Source organism: Gordonibacter sp. 28C (assembly GCF_003339845.1).
GTDB lineage: Bacteria > Actinomycetota > Coriobacteriia > Coriobacteriales > Eggerthellaceae > Gordonibacter.
The window spans coordinates 160,521-178,318 of record NZ_PPTR01000003.1 but is presented as its reverse complement, the minus strand read 5'-3'; the positions used below and the strand labels follow the sequence as shown (position 1 = coordinate 178,318).

At 63.7% G+C, this 17,798-nt stretch carries 14 protein-coding genes and 1 pseudogene; 12 read left to right on the top strand and 3 right to left on the bottom strand.

Going from position 1 to position 17,798, the window contains the following annotated elements; genetic code table 11:
• Positions 1–111 precede the first annotated feature (111 nt).
• Both C1878_RS16440 and C1878_RS04970 read left to right on the top strand, forming a co-directional pair.
• A complete protein-coding gene (locus C1878_RS16440; RefSeq protein WP_147272906.1) occupies positions 112–450 on the top strand; it encodes a hypothetical protein in 339 nt (112 codons plus the stop codon).
• A gap of 33 nt (positions 451–483) precedes the next feature.
• On the top strand, positions 484–1,680 hold the full coding sequence (locus C1878_RS04970) for an amidohydrolase family protein (protein WP_114600593.1): 1,197 nt from the start codon (positions 484–486) through the stop codon (positions 1,678–1,680).
• A gap of 51 nt (positions 1,681–1,731) precedes the next feature.
• On the opposite strand, the gene C1878_RS04965 is transcribed toward C1878_RS04970, so the two are convergent.
• Both C1878_RS04965 and C1878_RS16825 read right to left on the bottom strand, forming a co-directional pair.
• Complete coding sequence (locus tag C1878_RS04965; RefSeq protein ID WP_158539723.1) at positions 1,732–3,255, bottom strand: MFS transporter; 1,524 nt, start codon at positions 3,253–3,255, stop codon at positions 1,732–1,734.
• A 1,199-nt stretch (positions 3,256–4,454) separates the two neighbouring features.
• Positions 4,455–4,592: a hypothetical protein gene (locus tag C1878_RS16825; RefSeq protein ID WP_241963632.1), complete on the bottom strand. Its 138-nt coding sequence runs from the start codon at positions 4,590–4,592 to the stop codon at positions 4,455–4,457.
• On the opposite strand from C1878_RS16825, the gene C1878_RS04955 reads away from it, so the two are divergent.
• From C1878_RS04955 to C1878_RS04940, 4 genes are read left to right on the top strand one after another with little or no spacing between them, the layout of a single operon-like run.
• Positions 4,546–5,751: a nitrate/nitrite transporter gene (locus C1878_RS04955; RefSeq protein ID WP_241963631.1), complete on the top strand. Its 1,206-nt coding sequence runs from the start codon at positions 4,546–4,548 to the stop codon at positions 5,749–5,751. The genes C1878_RS16825 and C1878_RS04955 overlap by 47 nt on opposite strands.
• 9 nt (positions 5,752–5,760) lie before the next feature.
• Positions 5,761–7,023, top strand: a complete 1,263-nt coding sequence (locus tag C1878_RS04950) for an OFA family MFS transporter (protein WP_114600589.1) — start codon at positions 5,761–5,763, stop codon at positions 7,021–7,023.
• A 45-nt stretch (positions 7,024–7,068) separates the two neighbouring features.
• Positions 7,069–9,459 carry a molybdopterin-dependent oxidoreductase gene (locus C1878_RS04945; RefSeq protein ID WP_114600588.1) on the top strand — a complete coding sequence of 797 codons (2,391 nt, stop codon included), beginning with the start codon at positions 7,069–7,071 and terminating at the stop codon, positions 9,457–9,459.
• 9 nt (positions 9,460–9,468) lie between these two features.
• Positions 9,469–9,798 carry a hypothetical protein gene (locus C1878_RS04940; RefSeq protein WP_114600587.1) on the top strand — a complete coding sequence of 110 codons (330 nt, stop codon included), beginning with the start codon at positions 9,469–9,471 and terminating at the stop codon, positions 9,796–9,798.
• A gap of 83 nt (positions 9,799–9,881) precedes the next feature.
• On the opposite strand, the gene C1878_RS04935 is transcribed toward C1878_RS04940, so the two are convergent.
• Positions 9,882–10,838, bottom strand: coding sequence for a LysR family transcriptional regulator (locus C1878_RS04935; RefSeq protein WP_158539722.1), 957 nt, complete (start codon positions 10,836–10,838; stop codon positions 9,882–9,884).
• A 423-nt stretch (positions 10,839–11,261) separates the two neighbouring features.
• On the opposite strand from C1878_RS04935, the gene gatC reads away from it, so the two are divergent.
• The 6 genes and pseudogenes from gatC (at position 11,262) to C1878_RS04905 (ending at position 17,791) form a co-directional block, all read left to right on the top strand.
• Positions 11,262–11,573 (top strand): Asp-tRNA(Asn)/Glu-tRNA(Gln) amidotransferase subunit GatC, encoded by a 312-nt coding sequence (gene gatC, locus C1878_RS04930; protein WP_114600585.1) that lies wholly within the window; start codon positions 11,262–11,264, stop codon positions 11,571–11,573.
• Complete coding sequence (gatA, locus tag C1878_RS04925; RefSeq protein WP_114600584.1) at positions 11,573–13,072, top strand: Asp-tRNA(Asn)/Glu-tRNA(Gln) amidotransferase subunit GatA; 1,500 nt, start codon at positions 11,573–11,575, stop codon at positions 13,070–13,072. Before gatC ends, gatA begins: the two co-directional genes overlap by 1 nt.
• 2 nt (positions 13,073–13,074) lie before the next feature.
• Positions 13,075–14,652, top strand: coding sequence for an Asp-tRNA(Asn)/Glu-tRNA(Gln) amidotransferase subunit GatB (gatB, locus tag C1878_RS04920; RefSeq protein WP_114600583.1), 1,578 nt, complete (start codon positions 13,075–13,077; stop codon positions 14,650–14,652).
• A gap of 210 nt (positions 14,653–14,862) precedes the next feature.
• Positions 14,863–16,377: pseudogene (locus tag C1878_RS04915) on the top strand (alanine/glycine:cation symporter family protein).
• Positions 16,378–16,460: 83 nt separating this feature from the next.
• Entirely contained in the window at positions 16,461–16,733 is a 273-nt protein-coding gene (locus C1878_RS04910; RefSeq protein ID WP_114600582.1) for a DUF2427 domain-containing protein, read from the top strand.
• Positions 16,734–16,870: 137 nt separating this feature from the next.
• Positions 16,871–17,791: a DUF2797 domain-containing protein gene (locus C1878_RS04905; protein WP_241963611.1), complete on the top strand. Its 921-nt coding sequence runs from the start codon at positions 16,871–16,873 to the stop codon at positions 17,789–17,791.
• Positions 17,792–17,798 lie beyond the last annotated feature (7 nt).

Here is a 17,798-nt window from a genome sequence, read left to right as displayed (position 1 = left end):
AAGAGAACGAAGAAGACGCGATGAAAAAAAGAAAATGAAAGACGGAGAGAATAAGGGGGAGAGTGCCTCACGGCGAAGGCGCGAAGGCGCGCGGATAGGCGGAGCCGATTGGTGGAAACGGAACGCATATTCCGACGGTCGGATCAACCAGCGATAACGCTCGCCCTGGGTGACGGCGCACCAACCAATAACCATGTGTTAAAAGGGAAAAAAGAACAAATGTTTCACGTGAAACATTCCGCTGGCGTATTTGCCGTTTCGGAGGTCGAGCAGCCATGCTCGACCCTACTGCGGATCTTTGCTGCGGAAGGCGGACCGCTTCTGATGAAGCAATGTCGATGCAAGCAATATAATTATCAAACAAGTAATATTTACCGCTTCGCCGACGGATCGTTCCGTGCGAGCGCGGCGGGATTCATTGACGGTCTTTTCGAAAAGGCGAGGCGCTAAACTGGAAACGACCATCGGAAGAAGGGGAGGCTCATGGACGACGATCAGGCGAGAACCGACGAAGGGAAAGGCGTCCTTTCGCGCAGGCGCTTCCTCGAGCTGGCGGCGGCCGGCGCGGCGGCGGGCGCGCTCGGCATGATGGGAGGCTGCGCCGCTCCGCAGGGCGACGCGTCGCAAGCGCAAGCCGGGGCCGAGCAGTTGTTAAACGGCCGACAGGTCGAACCGCCCGCTGCTCCTGCGAACCCCGCCCCGGATCAGCTTGCCCTCACGCCCTCCGACGAAACCATCCGCTACGACGTGGTCGACAGCCACCTCCATTACGTGGACTTCCTCCAGCAGACCGACGGCTACGAGGCGCTTGTGGCGGCCATGGACTCCTGCGGCGTGTCGCAGGCCGTCATCTTCGGCATGGCCATGGCCAAGCAGTGGGACGAGGACGCCGACCAGAAGCCCTCGTACTACCTGAGCAACGACTCGCGCTGCTACTATTACTCCGGCACCGACTTCATCACCATCGAGCAATTGAAGGCCCAGCCGGTCGAGGTGCAGGCTCGCTTCCTTCCGTTCATCTGCGGCATCAACCCCAACGACCGCTTGGCCGTCGACCACATCGCGCAGCTGCTCGATATGTACCCCGACACGTTCTGCGGCATCGGCGAGCTCATGAGCCGCCACGACGACCTGACGGCGCTCACCTACGGCGAGCCGCCGCACCTCGATCACCCCGCGTTCTTCGCCATCTTCGACCTGGCCGCCGAGCGCGGTCTGCCCGTGCTCGTGCACCACAACATCACGGCCGCGAACACTCCCGAGGTCCTCTACCTCGACGAGCTGAAAGCGGCGCTCGCGCACAACCGCGACGCGAAGATCATCTGGGCCCACATCGGCATCTCGCGGCGCGTCGAGGTGCCGCACCTGGCGTCGATCGCCGACGGCCTACTGTCCGAGAACGAGAACCTGTGGATCGACATCTCGTGGATCGTCTACAACTACTACTTCCTCGAGGAGAATCCCGACGGGTTCGAAGATGGCGACTCGATGGACGACTGGGCGGCCCTCATGGAGAAATGGCCCGACCGGTTCATGGTGGGCACCGACAAAGTGGGACACTGGGAAACCTATCCCGGCGAGGTGACGAAGTACTACGCCCTGCTGGACAAGCTGGCCCCCGAGACCGCGCGCAAGATCTGCCACGACAACATCCTCGGCTTGGTGAAACGCTACGCCTGATGTTCGCGGCGCCCCGATCCGCTTACGGGATCCGCTTTCGGCGACGCTCGCTCAGGCACCTTCCGCCCGCCGTCCCTCGCGTGGCCGGACGAACGCGACGACGGTGAGCAGCGTGCACGCGCCCAGCAGGCCGGAGAATCCCAGTGCCAGATGGTAGCCCAGCTCGGGCGTCTGCGGCGTCGCGAACGCCGTGATGAGGAACACCATGACGGCCGTGGCCATGGCGGCCACGATCTGGCGCGACATGATCATGAACGAGCTGCCGTCCGTCGTGATGCCCCGCTTCCGCAAATCGGAGAGCCCCCAGGCCGTCGTGGTGGGGATGAGCGTGGTCAGGCCCACGCACCGCAGCGTTTGGAAAAGGGCGGCCGCCCATAGGGGCGTCGACGTCGGCAGGAACGCCATGCCCGTCGCTCCCGCCGTCAGGAACGCGCCGCCGAAGATGGCCACGCGCCGCGGTCCCAGCCTGTCGGACGCCATGCCGGCCAGGGGTTCGAACACGAGCGCGGCGAACGCTCCCGGCAGCAGCACGAGCCCCGCGTCGAAGGCGGAGTGCCCGCCGCCCTCGATGACGAACAGCGGCACGATGAGCGTCATGCCCAGGAAGCATCCGTAGAGGAAACACTGCGCCGCGAAGCACGCGCGGTACTTCCCCGATGCGAAGATCCCCAGGTTGACCAAGGGGTTCGGCACCTTGCACTGGCGGCGCAGGAACAAGGCCAGGCACACCGCCCCCACGACGAGCGGCGCCCATACCAGCGGATGGGCCAGCTCGTAGTTCGCGGCGTCGGTGAAGCCCACCAGAAGGCCGCCGAACCCGAGCGCCGCCAGCAGAAGCGAGATCGTCTCGAGGCGGGCCGACGCGTTCTCCACGTCGCGCTCCTTCACGAACAGGAGCGTCAAGGCCAGCAGCGCGGCCGACGACGCCACGAGCACCAGGAACAGGAAGCGCCAGCCCGCCGCGCCCATGATGGCCCCGCCGATGACGGGCCCGACGTTCGGCGCGAAGCCCAGCGCGATGCCGGCGACGCCCATGGCCGTGCCGTGGCGGTTCTCGGGGAAGCGCGTCATGGCGATGGTCTGCAGAAGCGGCATGAGGACGCCCGTCGCCACGGCCTCCAGCACCCGCCCGACCAGCAGCATGGGGAAGCTCTGCGCCGCGAAGTCGCACAGCGACCCGGCCAGGTAGAGCAAAAACGCGCCGACGAGCAGCGAGCGCACCGAGAACCGTTTGGTCAAATACGACGCCAGCGGCACGGCCACGCCCATGGAGAAGATGTAGGCCGTGGTGATCCACTGGCCCCAGCCAATCTCGGTGCCCAGGTCGGCCAGCACGTCGGCCGCCATGGTGTTCAGCGCCGTCTGCGTGAGGCCGCCCAGCCCCGCGCCGATCGTGACGAGGGCGAACAGGATATAGGTTGCCGACGGCGTCTTGGCAGGGGCGGGAGAGGGAGAGGGGGAGGCTGCCGCGCCGGTCGTCGCCGGGGAGAGGCCGGAGGAAGGGGCGGCGGAGGCGGCGGACATCGTCGGCGTCGCAGCAGGCGTTTCGGAAGCTGGGGAGGCGGATACGAGCAAGATCGTTCTCCTTTTGCGCGCCTGGCTTCGGTGCGCCCTCGTGCTTTTCAAGTATAGCATTAAAGAAACTTAAGTTACATAGTAGTTTTGTAGAAGAGATATTCGAAAATGCGTCGCGGGCGTCTAGAGGCGTTCCGCACGCATATGCGTAGAACGGTTGTGATCGATCATTCATAGGGTGCGGTGCTCGCAGAGATGCCTTTCGGGTTTGGCGCGCGGATGGTGTCCGTGTCTTCGGTTGCTTGCGTTTCTTCGGTACTCCAACTTGTTTACCTGCTCAAAGGAATCGCTGTTTTTCCTTCTTGTCCGGCGATCCTATACTGGCCGTGCGGATGAGCGTTAGAGGCCGGTTCGCCAATGCCGCCCAGTCTCTAGACCGGCCGATCTCAAAGAAAGGTGCCGCCATGTGCTTCAGACCCCCCGATGCCCAGTTGAAACCATTGAAATGTCCCGAATGCGGTAAACGCATAAACAACCCGAACTTCCGGCCCGACAAATGCCCCTTCTGCGGGGCGTTTCTGCCGGCCGAGCTCGACGGCATGGACGCCTATCTGCCGCCGTCGGGCGTTCCGGGGAAGCCCGAAGCCCCTTCGGCGCCGAAGGGGCCCGGAATCGAAAGCTGAGAAGGTCCTGGAAGCCGCCTGCTGCCTGAAAGCCGCTTCGTGCTGGTCGGGTGCAGGAAGGCTGCTCGGAGGCAATCGCCGGTTCCGAGAGACGACGGCCCTATGCGGGCCGTCGTCTCTTTTTTCGGCTTCCCATCGAAGGAGGCGAGGGCCCGAACGCCAGCTTCGATGCGCATGCGTCCGGCTATCATGGCCGCGAGGGCGGCCCCGATCGGTTTTCCGCATGGCGGCGTTTGCGATTGGTCTTGCCGGGGAAGGGCGCGAAATCATGGTGGAAGCCCCGCGTTTCGCTGTTTGAACGCTTTGCCGCACGGCTTCATGATGAAGGCCGGGCGAAAGCACCAGAGGGGCCGGCGACCGTCGGCGGAGCGACGTCGGCGGGCTTTCAAAAGCTCGGACGCGCGGCCGGCGACCTCGCAGGCTCGTTGCGAAACGGGGGGAGGGGGTGAATTCGAGCGAGTCTCGCGCAGGGGCTATCGCCTCCGAATTGGAATGCTTGCCTATTGTGGAGGAGGTGGAGGAATTGGACGTAGATGCGAGAGCGGAAGCGCGAAAGCAGAAGGGGGCGGGCGTTTTCTACGGCTGGAGGAACATGATCATCCTCGGGCTGATCTTCTTCGTGACCATGGCGCTCGTATTCAACACGGCAACGATAGCGAACACGTACATGAAGCTTGACGAGAGCATGCGCATGAACGCGACCATCCTGGGCATGGGGTTTTCGGTGTACATCCTGCTTCAGGGATGGGCTGCTCCCCTTATCGGACGAGTGGGGCAAAGGCTCGGCGGTTTTAAACAGCTTTTCATCGTGGGCACGGCGTTGTGCGCTGTGTGCTCGTTTGTTTGCTCGATGTGGATGAACGACGCGATTACCTATCTGGTTGTGTTCGGCGTTTTCATGAGCATCGGCACGGGGTGCGCAGGTCAAGTGCCGACCGATGCGACGGTCGCCTATTGGTTCAAGCGCAAGCGAGGGCTGGTGCTCGGGGTTATCTTGGGTTTCTCAGGGCTCGCGGCCATTATCGGTCCGCCCATCGTCCATGGCGTCATTTCCGCGGTGGGGGATTGGCGTGCAGGTTGGTGGTTCTTGACCGGTTGCTCGGTGGTCGCGTGCATCCTCGCCTGCTTTCTGTACGCGAAACCCGAGGATTACGGGCAGGTCGCCTACGGAAGCGAAGACGTGGTCGGCGTGGATGACCCATCCGCCAAAGTAAAGAAACCCATCGGGGTATTCCAACGCCAGGAAAGCCTTACCTTCAGAGAGGGGATGAGAAGTCTTAACACGTGGCTGATTATGCTCGGTGGCGGAGTGGGTCAGTTCACCTACACCTTCACCGTGTCGTTCGGCATGCTCCATTTCATGGATTTGGGGTTTGCGGCGGTTATGGTGACGGCAGCCCTTTCCGCGCGAGGGGTCGGTAGCTCGCTCGGCGGGTTCATACCAGGATTCTTGGCGGATCGAATCGAACCCATACGCATGCAGGGCGCCAACATGGTCGTTACGGGCATCTTGTTCCTTCTGGGCGCGACGACGGGCAGCCAGATCGTCTTGTTCTTGTTCTTCTTTTTCACGGGCTGGGCTATCGGATCGCAGAAGTCCCTGTGCCCCACGGCGCTCGCGAACTGGCTCGGCACCGACAACTTCCCGCGCGTGTACGGCTACACCCTGCTCGTGCTGGCGACGCTGGCCTCGCTCATCCCCGTTGCCACGGGGGCCCTGTACGATGCGACGGGGACGTACGCCCTCGCCACGCAGATCGTCGGAGCCTCGGCTATCGTCGGTGGCGTCGCGTGCTTCCTTGTCCGCTACCCCAAGAAAGCCCGGGCAACGGCCGCATCCGCCGAATCCGAGCAATTCGAGAACTCACGGTAGGAGAGAGACATGACTGCAGAAAAGAACTACGAAGCATCTCGGTGGAGGTTCCCGATACTCGGCCTTCTCATGATGCTCGTGCTCGGCATCATCTACGCGTGGTCCATCTTCGTCGCGCCTCTCGAAGCGGCGTTCGGTTGGACGCGCGTGGAAACATCCATCACGTTCACGGTCATGCTGGTGTTCTTCACGCTGGGGCAGTTCGTGGGCGGGCAGTTGGGCGACAAGCTGGGCGTGCGCAAGGTCATGGGGGCCGCTGGCATCATACTCGGCTTCGGCTTCATCATGGCGTCGTTCACCACCTCGCTTCCTTGGCTGTACGTGTTCTACGGGGCGTTCTGCGGCTTTCCCATCGGCCTGTGCATGAACAACAACGTGAACACCTGCATCCGCTGGTTTCCCGACAGGGTCGGTTTCATCAACGGATTCGTCATCATGGGATACGGCTTGAGCTCAATGATCCTGGGGCCCTTAGTGAACTGGATCATCGGCGAGTTCGGTTGGCAGATCGCGTTCCGCGTGCTGGCCGTGTTCGCGTTCGTGATGGTGTTCGGCTTCGCCCAGTTCTATCGGTTCCCCCCGGAAGGCTGGACGCCGAAGGGCTTCGAGTCCATCAAGAACAAAAGCATCCAGCAAGGCCAAGGAAAAGGGCTCGCCCCTTCGCAAATGCTCAAAACCGGCACGTTTTGGTGCATCTTCGCCTGGTTCGTCATCATTCACACCGGCGGCTTCATGCTCATCTCGTGCATGGCCACGTACTCGATGCAACTGGGAGCATCGGCGGCGACGGCCGCCCTCGTCACGGGCATCTTGGGCGTTATGAACGGATTGGGGCGACCCGGCATGGGCTTCGTCTCGGACAAGATCCCCAGTAAAAAGACCATGATGATATTGGATTCGTGCCTGCTCCTTCTCGGCCTCGTCCTGCTGCTCGTTTTGCCGGGCGTCATGGATCCGGTTGCCGGAACGACCGTGGGAGCCGCTTTCATCGGCTTCGCGTTCGGCGGATCCGTATCCATCGTCATCGGATCCATTCGCGAATACTTCGGCTCCAAATACAACGGCTCGAACATCGGCATCCTCGCGATCGGTGACGCCCCGGCGGGCATCTTCGGCCCCATGATAGGCGCCTCTCTGTACGCCATGAACGGGAGCTACACGGTTGCGTTCATCATCGCCGCCGTCTTGTGCGTTCCCGGCATCATCTTGCCGTTGTTTCTCAAAAAGCAGGATTTCGATCTGGCCGAGCAGGATAGGGAGGGGCGCGTCTGAACCGGGGCGCATCGAGGTCGATCACGTTTATCGAAAGGACGCACCATGAAGAAGAAAGTACGCACCATGTGCCACGACTGCCATACGAAGTGCGGCGTCGTGCTGGTTGTCGAGGACGGAGAGATCGTCGGCGTCGAAGGCGATCCGAACCACCCCATAAGCGAGGGAATGCTCTGCACGAAGGCGTATTCGGCCAAGGAGATTCACGAGCATTCCGACAGGCTGAAATACCCTCTGCGACGAACCGGCGAACGAGGGGAGGGCAAGTGGGAGCGCATCACCTGGGACGAGGCGCTCGACGCCATTGCCGAGAAGATGCGCCAGATAATCGAGGACTGCGGGCCGGAAAGCGTGGTGACCGCGCAGGGAACGGGACGGGCCTGCAACGCATGGCATTACCGGCTCCAGTCATCCATCGGGGTCCCCGGCTTCTCGCTGGCCCCCACGCATGTCTGCCTGCTGCCGAATTTGGCGCAGACGCATGTGACCTGGGGCCGTATGTTCCACCCTCACGAAGCCTGCGACTATCGGAGGGCGAAGTGCAACGTGTCATGGGGCTCCAACCCTATCCGCTCTCGCCAGCACAGCGGCCTGCGCATGCTCGATTCCAAGCGCGATGGTGGCAAGCTTATCGTGGTAGATCCGGTGTTTCGGGATATAGCTTCCAAGGCCGACGTGTTTCTGCAGATACGCCCCGGCACCGATTCGGCGCTCGCCCTGTGCCTGAGCAACCTCGTTATCCAGAACAAGGAGTACGGCGAAGAGCTGCTGACCGAATGGACGAACGCGCCCTTCCTCGTGAACCCTGACGAGGATCGCCTGCTGCGCGATTTCGACCTGGATGCGTCCGCCGACGAAGCGGCCGACCATTACGTGGTTTGGGACACCGCGAGCAACGACGTGGCCGTGTGGCGCCCCGAGACGAAGTCCTATGACAGGGAGAACGTTCGGCCGGCGCTCGAAGGCTCCTTCGCGGTCACCATGGCCGATGGCTCCCAGCGCACGTGCCGCACCGCGTTTCAGGAGTACGCCGATTACCTGAGGGAGTTCACACCGGAGTTCACCGCGAAGATCACCTGGATTCCGGAAGAGCGCATCCGCGAAGCCTACGACATCATCGTCAGCAACAAGCCGTGCATCCTCTCACCTTATCTGGGTGCGTGCATGATGAGCAGCAACGCCCTGCAAAGCGGGCGCGCCATCACCATTCTCCAGATACTGCTCGATCCTCCGGTCGATTTGCCGGGAGGCATCTTCTTCAACCCCATCTGGGACGTCACGTTCGATCCGAAGATCACCATGGCCGATCAGGTTCCGGGAAACCATTTGCGGCTCGGCTACGACAAGTATCCCATGTACACGCAGGTGTACGCGAGCTCGAACTGGCCCGCTTCGGTATGGGAGGCCATAGAAACCGAGAAGCCGTGGCCGGTGAAGGGCATCTTCTGCGTCGCAACCGATCTTCTGGGATGCTACGAGGACCCTCAGAGAATACGAGAGGCGCTGCTCAACGACAACCTGGAGATGCTCACCGTCATGGACTACTGGATGACGCCCACCGCCCAGCTGGCCGACATCGTGCTGCCTGCGGCGCATTGGTCGGAACGCGACATGGGCGACGAAGAAGTGATCCCGGATCCCTGCATCGTGACCATCCCCCAGATTGCCGTCGATCCGCCGGGCGAGGCGAAAGACGACTGGTTCTTCTGGCGAGAGGTGGGCAAGCGCTTGAAGCCGGAGTGGTGGCCGTGGGATTCAACGGAAGAGATGTACCTTGAGCGCCTGAAGTGGTTCTACGATTGGCCCGAGGACGGAACGTGGGAGGAGGCCGTCGAGCGAGCCTACATCCAGCCGAAGAACGCGGGTGAGAGCCGCATCTACGAACAGCACAAGAAGGGGCTCATCGAGTTCAAAACCGCCTCGAAAAAGATAGAGATATACTCCGAAGCCATGCCGGTGTACGGCTACAACGCCCCGTACCCGACCTATGCGGAGCCGGAGGAGGGACCCGTCTCGACGCCTGAAGTCTACCAGGAGTACCCCTTCGTGCTGACCACCGGTTGTCGCGACTACCCGTTCTACCACAGCGCCTGGACGAACATCGCCCGCCAGCGCGTGCTGGAGCCGTGGCCCTACGTCGAGATGAACGACCTTGACGCGCGCGAGCTCCAGATATCCGAGGGGGAGTGGGTGTACGTGGAGTCGCCACGGGGGCGCATGAAGGCAAAGGCTCGACCGAGCAAGGCGGTGCTCAAAGGCGTGCTCAGCCTTCCGCGGCAAAACTACAAGGACGAATGCAAGGAGCTCAACCTGCCGGGCTTCGATTGGGACCAGGCGAATCCGAACGTGCTGATACCTGCCGACGGGTCCGATCCGGGGTTCGGGTGCACGCCGATGCGCGGCACGCTCGCTCGTGTTGTCAAGGCAACGGTATAGGAGGTCATCATGGGAAAAACTATCGGCATGCTCGTCGACCTCGACTTTTGCGTCGGGTGCTACGCCTGTCAGAGCGCTTGCAGCGATCATTGGGACCTGCCTGTGGGGAGCTCCTACCTCAAGGTGATGAACTGTAAGCCCGAGGAGGTGGATGGCCGTCTCAAAATGTTCCTCTGTCCGATTCCCTACAGCTTGGACCGCTGCGCCCAGTGCGTCGAGTTCGGGGAGGGCGCCTCGTGCGCCAAGATATGCATCGGCAAGGCGCTGGCCGTAGGGGAGGCGGGCGAGCTGGCCGAGCGGGCGGCTTCGCTCGGACGCCGCACCTGCCTGTTCCGGTAACCTTCGAACCTGCATAGAGACCTTAGGCCGCGACGCGATGGTTGCGGCCTTTTCGCGTGTCGGCCGCTTTCGCCGGGTGCCGTCTAGGAGTCGTCTTCCTGCTTGTAGCGAACGAGGGGGAAGTCGAGCTCCACGGTCTTCAGCAGGAAGTCCTTTATTTTCAGGATTTCCGACGAATCGTCGGTCGCCGCCTTGTTGTAGACGAAGTAGATGGGCGTGCGGATGCTTTTCTCGAGCGGGAGGATGGCTATGTCGGGGGTGCGGTTGTAGTGGAAGCAGAACGTGTTCGAGAATCCTATGGCGTTGAACTGCTTCAGGCCGTCGGCCATGATGTCGTAGCTGTTCGTGCGAAGCAAGGTGCTTTCAAGCTCGTCGCTGTTGCTTCCCGTCAAAAACAGCAACATCTTCTCCAAAACAGGATCGTCGTGCATGACGAGGGGCGCTTGCTGAAGATCGCGCGCCGACACCGTTTCGCGTTGAGCGTAGGCGGAGTTCTTGCCCACCTTCGCCATGAGCCGCACGTCCATGATGGGCTCCATTTCGAGTGGAAGGGCGGAGAACGTGCCCTTGATCGTCTCCGGTATGCTCATCAGGGCGAAGGTGCTCTCGGACGGATAAAGGCACAGCTTCGAGGCTATCTGGTCGTGATGGAGCTCTTGGATCGAGAAGAGGCTGTTGGGAAACGCTTGCTGCAGGTTCTTGCTGAGCGGCGGCCAGACGTTGAAGGCCACGTTCAGCGTCATGAGGATGTTGATGCGGCAATCCCATGCCGTGCGTTTCGGCGCGTAGCAGGATATGCTTTCCTGCAGATGGTTGTGTGCGGCGATGACCCCCTCGGCTTCTTCGAGGAACACCTCCCCCGCCTTCGTCAAGCTGATAGAGTTCCCCTTGCGCTCGAAAAGGGCGATCCCGTACCCGTTCTCGATGCATTGGATGGCCCGGCTGAGCCCTTGCTGGGATATGTTGTAACTGTGAGCGGCGCCGGATATCGATCCCTGCCTGGCTGCTTCGGCGAAGTAGTAGAGATACTCGATGTTCATTGACGTCCCCCCAGACGTTTCCCCTTGCGCGGGTGCTCGCATGCTCCAAGCGCTTTGAAAGAGGATCGATCGGATGCTCGCCGTTCTTTATGCTCGGGGAGGTCGTTGCGAGCAGCGACGTTCCTCGAGTCTCGGGTTCGGATAACCATGATCGAAAGGATAAGGAAGGTGCGCATCTGCTCGACGTTCTTGATCATAGCATTCTCGAAGCGTGCAGCCAACCGTCAATGCCATAGTTTTGGAATACGTTTCCGCGAGCGCCCCGCTCGCCCGTAAGCGCGTTTTCTATCATGCCCGGCGCAGGGCGGAGACGGCGCCGGACGCCGCTGTTGTGTCCGCGAAGATGGCCGGTTTCATCCTTTTTCGGTTCTTTCGGATGGTACCATAGGCGCTGTCGGAAAACGGAGAAGAAAGAGCCACCCCATGACCCAACACGTAACCGAGCACGATGTGCGCGATATCGCCGAGTACACGCGCATCGGCCTCACGGACGAGGAGGTCGCGCGGATGACGGGCGACCTGAACGCCATCATCGACAGCCTGAGTCCCATCACCGAATACGACCTGGAGGGCGTGGAGCCCACGTTCCACCCCATCGGCGGCCTGTCCAACGTCATGCGCGAGGACGCGGAGGAGCCCTCCTTCACGCAGGGGGTCGCGCTCGAGAACGCGCCGAAGCAGCAGGACGGCTGCTTCCTCATCCCATCGATCCTGGGCGAAGGAGGCGATCGTTGATGGCCGCCTCTCCAGCGTTCGGCACGATGGGCGCCCGCGTCATCCGCGCCGGCCTCGCCGCCAAGGAGTTCTCCGCCCGCGAGATCGCGGAATCCTCGCTCGCGCGCATCGACGTCGCGAACAAGGACCTGCACGCCTTCCTCGAAACCACCGAGCAGCTGGCGCTCGAGCAGGCCGCCAAGGTCGACGCGGCCGTGGCCGCCGGCGAGCTGGACGCGTGCGGCCCCCTGGCCGGCGTGCCCGTGGCGTTCAAGGACAACATGAACCTGGAGGGCACGCACACCACGTGCTCGTCGAAGATGCTCGAGAACTACGTGTCGCCGTTCACGGCCACGTGCGTGGCCCGCACCATCGAGGCGGGCGGCATCCCGCTCGGCAAGCTCAACATGGACGAGTTCGCGTTCGGTTCCTCCACGGAGACGAGCGCCTTCGGCCCCACGAAGAACCCGTGGGACCTCTCCCGCGTGCCCGGCGGCTCGTCGGGCGGCAGCGCCGCGGCGGTGGCCGCCGGCCTGGCCACGGTCACGCTCGGCAGCGACACGGGCGGTTCCATCCGCCAGCCCGGCAGCTTCTGCGGCACGGTGGCCGTGAAACCCACCTACGGCGTTGTCAGCCGTTACGGCGTGGTGGCGTTCGGCAGCTCGCTCGACCAGGTGGGCCCGTTCACGCGCTCGGTGGAGGACGCGGCGCTGGCCATGAACGCCATCGCCGGCCGCGACGTGCTCGACTGCACGAGCCAGAACGTCGACACCGACTTCACGGCGAACCTGGCCGAGGGCGTGCGCGGCATGCGCATCGGCGTCGTGCCCGCGTTCATGGAGGCCCAGGGCCTCACGCCCGAGGTGAAGGCCAAGGTGGAGGAGGCCGCCGAGCACCTGCGCGCGCTGGGCGCCGAGCTCGTGGAGGTGGACCTGCCCAACGCGCAGGCCGCCATGAGCGCCTACTACGTGCTGGGCCCATGCGAGGCGTTCAGCAACCTGGCCCGCTTCGATTCCGTGCGCTACGGCTACTGCGATCCGGGCCACAAGGACCTGGGAAGCCAGTACGAGGCCAGCCGCGCCGCGGGTTTCGGCCCCGAGACGCGCCGCCGCGTGATGCTCGGCAGCTACCTGTTGTCCGCCGGCGTGTACGACAAGTACTACTACCCGGCGCAGCAGGTGCGCACGCTCATCACGCAGGACTACGCGCGCGCCTACGAGCAGGTGGACTGCATCCTGGCCCCCGTGTCGCCGCGCACGTCGTTCAGGTTCGGCGAGGTGAGCGACCCCACGGACATGTACCTGTCGGACATGTTCACCATCTCCATCAACATCGCGGGCAACGGCGGCATGAGCCTGCCGGTGGGCCTGGGCGCCGACACGCACCTGCCGGTGGGCGTGCAGCTCATCTCGCCGGCGTTCAAGGACGAGAACATGCTGCGCGCTGCCGCCGCGTTGGAAACGGTGTACGGCCCGGCTCCGATCGCCCCCGCCTACGCCGACGGAAAGGCAGGTGAGTAGCCATGCGGAAGCTCGAAGAGGTGCTCAAGGATTGGGAGGCCGTCATCGGCCTGGAGATCCACGCCGAGCTCACCACGCTCGACACCAAGATGTTCTGCGGCTGCAAGCTGGAGTTCGGCGCCGAGCCGAACACGCACACGTGCCCCGTGTGCCTCGGCATGCCCGGCGCGCTGCCCGTGCCCAACCGCGCGGCCATCGAGTCCATCGTGCTGGCGGGCCTGGCCACGAACTGCGACATCGAGAAGCACTCGATGTTCTACCGCAAGACCTACATGTACCCCGACATGTCGAAGAACTACCAGACCACGCAGGGCCCCGTGGCGTTCTGCATGCGCGGCCACCTCGACCTCGACGTGGACGGCGCGGCCGCCAAGGAGCGCATCGACCTGGACGGCCTGGACGTGGGCGAGAGCCGGGGCAACGCCACGCGCACCGAGACCGGCTACACCGCGCACGTGGGCATCACGCGCATCCACATGGAGGAGGACGCGGGCAAGATGGTGCACATCGGCGGCGGCGAGGGCCGCATCGCCGGCGCCACGCACTCGCTGGTGGACTACAACCGCGCGGGCACCCCGCTCACCGAGCTGGTCACCGATCCCGACCTACGCACGCCCGAGGAGGCGCGCCTGTTCATGCAGAAGCTGCGCCAGATCTACCTGGCGCTCGGCATCTCCGACTGTTCGATGGAGGAAGGCTCCATGCGCTGCGACGGCAACGTGAGCCTGCGCCGCCGCGGCGCCAAGGAGTTCGGCGTGAAGACCGAGCTCAAGAACATGAACAGCTTCAAGAACCTCCACGACGGCCTGGCCTACGAGATCTGCCGCCAGGCGGAGGTGCTCGAGGAGGGCGGCCAGATCTTCCAGGAGACGAGGCACTGGGACCCCTCGGCCAAGCGCACCATCGTGATGCGCGTGAAGGAGACGGCCGACGACTACCGCCTGTTCCCCGACCCCGACCTCGCGCCCTACGACCTCACCGACGAGTGGATCGAATCCGTGCGCGCGAAGCTCCCCGAGCTGCCCGACCAGAAGGCGGCCCGCTTCGAGGACGCGTTCGGCCTCACGCCCTACGACGCGCGCCACTTGGTCGAGCATCGCGCGACCGCCGACTTCTTCGAGGCGTGCATGGAGCTGGCCGGCGCCGACGCGGCCAAGCTGGCGAAGCCCGTGGCGAACCTCGTCATCAACGACGTGACCGCCTACCTCAACGCGCACGAGGGCGCCCAGCTGGCGGACACGCCGCTCACGCCCGCGCGCGCCGTGGCGCTCGTGCGCCTGACGGCGGCCGACGCCATCTCGTCCAAGCAGGCCAAGGAGGTGTTCGCGGCCATCCTCGACGAGGACAAGGACCCGGACGCCATCGTGCGCGAGCGCGGCATGGAGCAGGTGTCCGACACCGGCGCCATCGAGGCCGTGGTCGACGCCGTGCTGGCCGCCAACCCCGACAAGGTGGAGCAGTACCGGGGCGGCAAGACGGGCCTCATCGGGTTCTTCGTGGGCCAGTGCATGAAGGAGATGCGCGGCCAAGGCAACCCGAAGGTCATAAACGAGCTTCTGGCGAGCAAGCTGTCGTCCTAGACGAAACGCAAGCCTCGGCTGTCATCCTGGGCGAAACGCAAGCTCTCGGTTGTCATCCTGAGCGAGCGTAAGCGAGTCGAAGGATCCCGCGCGGCGTCAGCCGTGACGTTCCCGGCTGACGCCGCGCGGGATCCTTCGACTCCGGCGGCTCCGCCGCCTGCGCTCAGGATGACAGACGGATGGCGGGGGAACAAGAACGGAAAGGGATCAATGGACTTCAACGCAACGCTCATCGCTGTCACCGGCGAGGTCGACGGCTTTCTGTACACGTACATCCTGCTGCTGTTGCTGGTGATCGTGGGCGTGCACTTCACCGTGCGCACGAAGGCCGTGCAGCTGCGCTACCTCAAGGACATGTTCTCGCAGCTCACCGAGAAGAAGCACGTGCAGGGCGAGCGCTCCATCTCGTCGTTCCAGGCGCTCATGGTGTCCACGGCCTCGCGCGTGGGCACGGGCAACATCGCGGGCGTGGCAACCGCCATCGCCACGGGCGGCCCGGGCGCGGTGTTCTGGATGGGGCTCATGGCCATCGTCGGCGCGGCGTCGGCGTTCGTCGAGTCCACGCTCGCGTAGATCTGGAAGGTGCGCGGCAAAGAAGGGGAGTTCCGCGGAGGACCAGCGTACTACATCCAGCAGGCGTTGGGGAAGCGCTGGCTGGGCATTTTGTTCGCCGTGCTGCTCATCCTGTGCTTCGCGTTCGGGTTCAACGGGCTTCAGGCATTCAACGCGGCATCGTCGCTCGAGTACTACATTCCCGATTACGCCACGAACGGTGCGGCCGTGGCCTGCGGTATCGTGCTGGCCGTCATGACCGCGTTCGTCATCTTCGGCGGTGCGAAGCGCATCAGCGTCATCACGTCCATCATCGTGCCCGTCATGGCCTTCGCCTACATCGCCATCGCGGTGTGGACCACCGTCACCAACATCGCCGAGCTGCCCGCGGTGTTCTCGATGGTGTTCGCGTCGGCGTTCGACTTCCCGTCGATCTTCGGTGGGTTCGCGGGCTCGGTGGTCATGCTGGGCATCAAACGCGGCCTGTACTCCAACGAGGCCGGCATGGGCTCGGCGCCGAACGCCGCCGCCACGGCGTCGGTGTCGCATCCCTGCAAGCAGGGCCTCGTGCAGAGCTTGTCCGTGTACATCGACACGCTGCTCATCTGCACGTGCTCGGCCATGATGGTGCTCGTGTTCTACGTGCAGGATCCGCAGGCGGCCGCGGCGCTCAACGGCATGCCGCTCGTTCAGATGGCCGTGAACAACTCGGTAGGCGAGGTCGGCATCCACTTCATCACGTTCGCCATCTTCGCCTTCGCGTTCTCCAGCCTCATCGGCAACTACTTTTACGCCGAGAACAACCTGCGCTTCATCAAGGGCGACAGCAAGGCGCTTTTGCTGGCGTTTCGCCTGGTGTGCCTCGCGGTCGTCTTCTACGGCGCGGTGAACAGCTTCGATTTGGCGTGGAACCTGGCCGACATATTCATGGGCCTTATGGCCATCGTGAACCTCGTCGCCATCGTGCTCCTGGGCAAGTGGGCGCTCAAGGTGCTCGACGACTACACGGCGCAGCGCAAAGCCGGGAAGGACCCGGTGTTCGTGGCCGCTAGCATCGAGGGGTTGCCCCCTACCGAGTGCTGGCATCTCGAGCATCTCGAGGAGTACGGCAGGGCGCCGGTGCAGGAGTACCTCGACGACCAGATCGACGTGGAGTACTCCGGGCTGCGGTAACGGCGTGACGGTTTGAGCCTGCGGACCGCAGGCGTGGTACGATAGGGGAAACAAAGGCGATTCGCTCGACGAAAGGAAGCGGCATGGCCGACGACAACCGACGCCCGGGGGACTGGCAGCGCAGGGACCTGCGCCAGGACGCGAACGATCTGATGGAGGAGCCCAACCAGAAGAAGTGGTACAAGCAGACGTTTTGGATCATCTTCTTCCTGGTGGTCTTCTGGCCGGTTGGCATCGTGCTGGCGTGGAGGAGCGATTGGCATATCGCGGCGAAGATCGCCGCGAGCGTGTTCGTGGTCGTGGCCGTGTACTTCTCCTACAACATGTCGATGGCCGTGCAGGCGATGGGGCGCTAGCTCCGAGAACTCCCCCGGTTTGCACCTCCTGTGGGATTTCCGGCTTTTCGCCCGGAGCCCCTCGCGTATATGCCCCTTGTGCGCTATCATTCGCTTCGAAAAAATGACGAGGCGTATGAGAGTAAAACGAGGATAACATGATGACGAATTCGAACGACGTGCGCGCAGCCGTGCTCGCGGGGCACGGCTGTGATGAAAAGGGCCCCTACCTGCTGGTGAACGACCGCGTGCGCAACGTGCAGGAGCGCTTCGACGTGCGCGGGCGCACGTTCTCGCTGCGCCGCCTGCCCACGCGCCGCTGCGTGGGACGCCACGACCTGGAGACGCACCAGAAGGTGCCGTGCCCGCTCGACGTGGAGCTCCTGCCCGACGCGAAGGACACGGTCTGCCCGGCGTGCCAGGAGGCCACGGGCTTCAATCCCTCGTTCTACAACACGGATTTCATCTCGCCCCAGCAGCGCGCCTACAACGCCGAGCCGCACATCGCGTACCTGGCGTACTTCTCGCCAGGGCACGTGAAGGCCGGCATCACGGGCGCCTCGCGCGGCATCCGCCGCCTGTTGGAGCAGGGCGCGCGGGCCGGGCGCATCGTCGGCCGGTTCGACGACGCCTACGCGGCACGCGAGCTGGAGGCGGCGCTGTGCGCGCAGCCCGGCATCGCCGAGACCATGCGCGCGGCGAAGAAGACCGACCTGCTGGCGAACGAGCGCTACGACGCGGCCGAGGCGTTCGCCGTGCTCGAACGCGAAGCTGCCCGCCTGGCGCAGGTGGAGGCCGTGGCTCGCGCCGGATTTGCGCCCGAGCCGTCGCAGGACTTCTCGCCCTTCTACTTCGGCGGCCCGTCGCCCTCGTGCGACGACCTGCAGCAGCCGGACGGCCCGGACGACGTGTGCGGCGGCAGGTGCGTCGGCATGGTGGGCAGCGCCATCGTGTTCGAGCAGGGCGGCACGAACTTCGCGGTGTGTCTGAAGGACTGGGAGTCCCACGAGATCGAGCTCTTGGAGAACGAAGTGGCCTGCGCCTACGACTTCGCCCCCCAGCAGATGTCGCTGCTGTAGCGGCGGC

Excerpts from the sequence above, each read along its gene's own strand:
- C1878_RS04970 (WP_114600593.1), top strand. The coding sequence starts at position 484 with ATGGACGACGATCAGGCGAGAACCGACGAAGGGAAAGGCGTCCTTTCG.
- C1878_RS04955 (WP_241963631.1), top strand. The coding sequence starts at position 4,546 with ATGAAGCTTGACGAGAGCATGCGCATGAACGCGACCATCCTGGGCATG.
- C1878_RS16825 (WP_241963632.1), bottom strand. The coding sequence starts at position 4,592 with ATGCCCAGGATGGTCGCGTTCATGCGCATGCTCTCGTCAAGCTTCATG.
- C1878_RS04950 (WP_114600589.1), top strand. The coding sequence starts at position 5,761 with ATGACTGCAGAAAAGAACTACGAAGCATCTCGGTGGAGGTTCCCGATA.
- C1878_RS04945 (WP_114600588.1), top strand. The coding sequence starts at position 7,069 with ATGAAGAAGAAAGTACGCACCATGTGCCACGACTGCCATACGAAGTGC.
- C1878_RS04940 (WP_114600587.1), top strand. The coding sequence starts at position 9,469 with ATGGGAAAAACTATCGGCATGCTCGTCGACCTCGACTTTTGCGTCGGG.
- C1878_RS04935 (WP_158539722.1), bottom strand. The coding sequence starts at position 10,838 with ATGAACATCGAGTATCTCTACTACTTCGCCGAAGCAGCCAGGCAGGGA.
- gatC (WP_114600585.1), top strand. The coding sequence starts at position 11,262 with ATGACCCAACACGTAACCGAGCACGATGTGCGCGATATCGCCGAGTAC.
- gatA (WP_114600584.1), top strand. The coding sequence starts at position 11,573 with ATGGCCGCCTCTCCAGCGTTCGGCACGATGGGCGCCCGCGTCATCCGC.
- gatB (WP_114600583.1), top strand. The coding sequence starts at position 13,075 with ATGCGGAAGCTCGAAGAGGTGCTCAAGGATTGGGAGGCCGTCATCGGC.
- C1878_RS04910 (WP_114600582.1), top strand. The coding sequence starts at position 16,461 with ATGGCCGACGACAACCGACGCCCGGGGGACTGGCAGCGCAGGGACCTG.
- C1878_RS04905 (WP_241963611.1), top strand. The coding sequence starts at position 16,871 with ATGATGACGAATTCGAACGACGTGCGCGCAGCCGTGCTCGCGGGGCAC.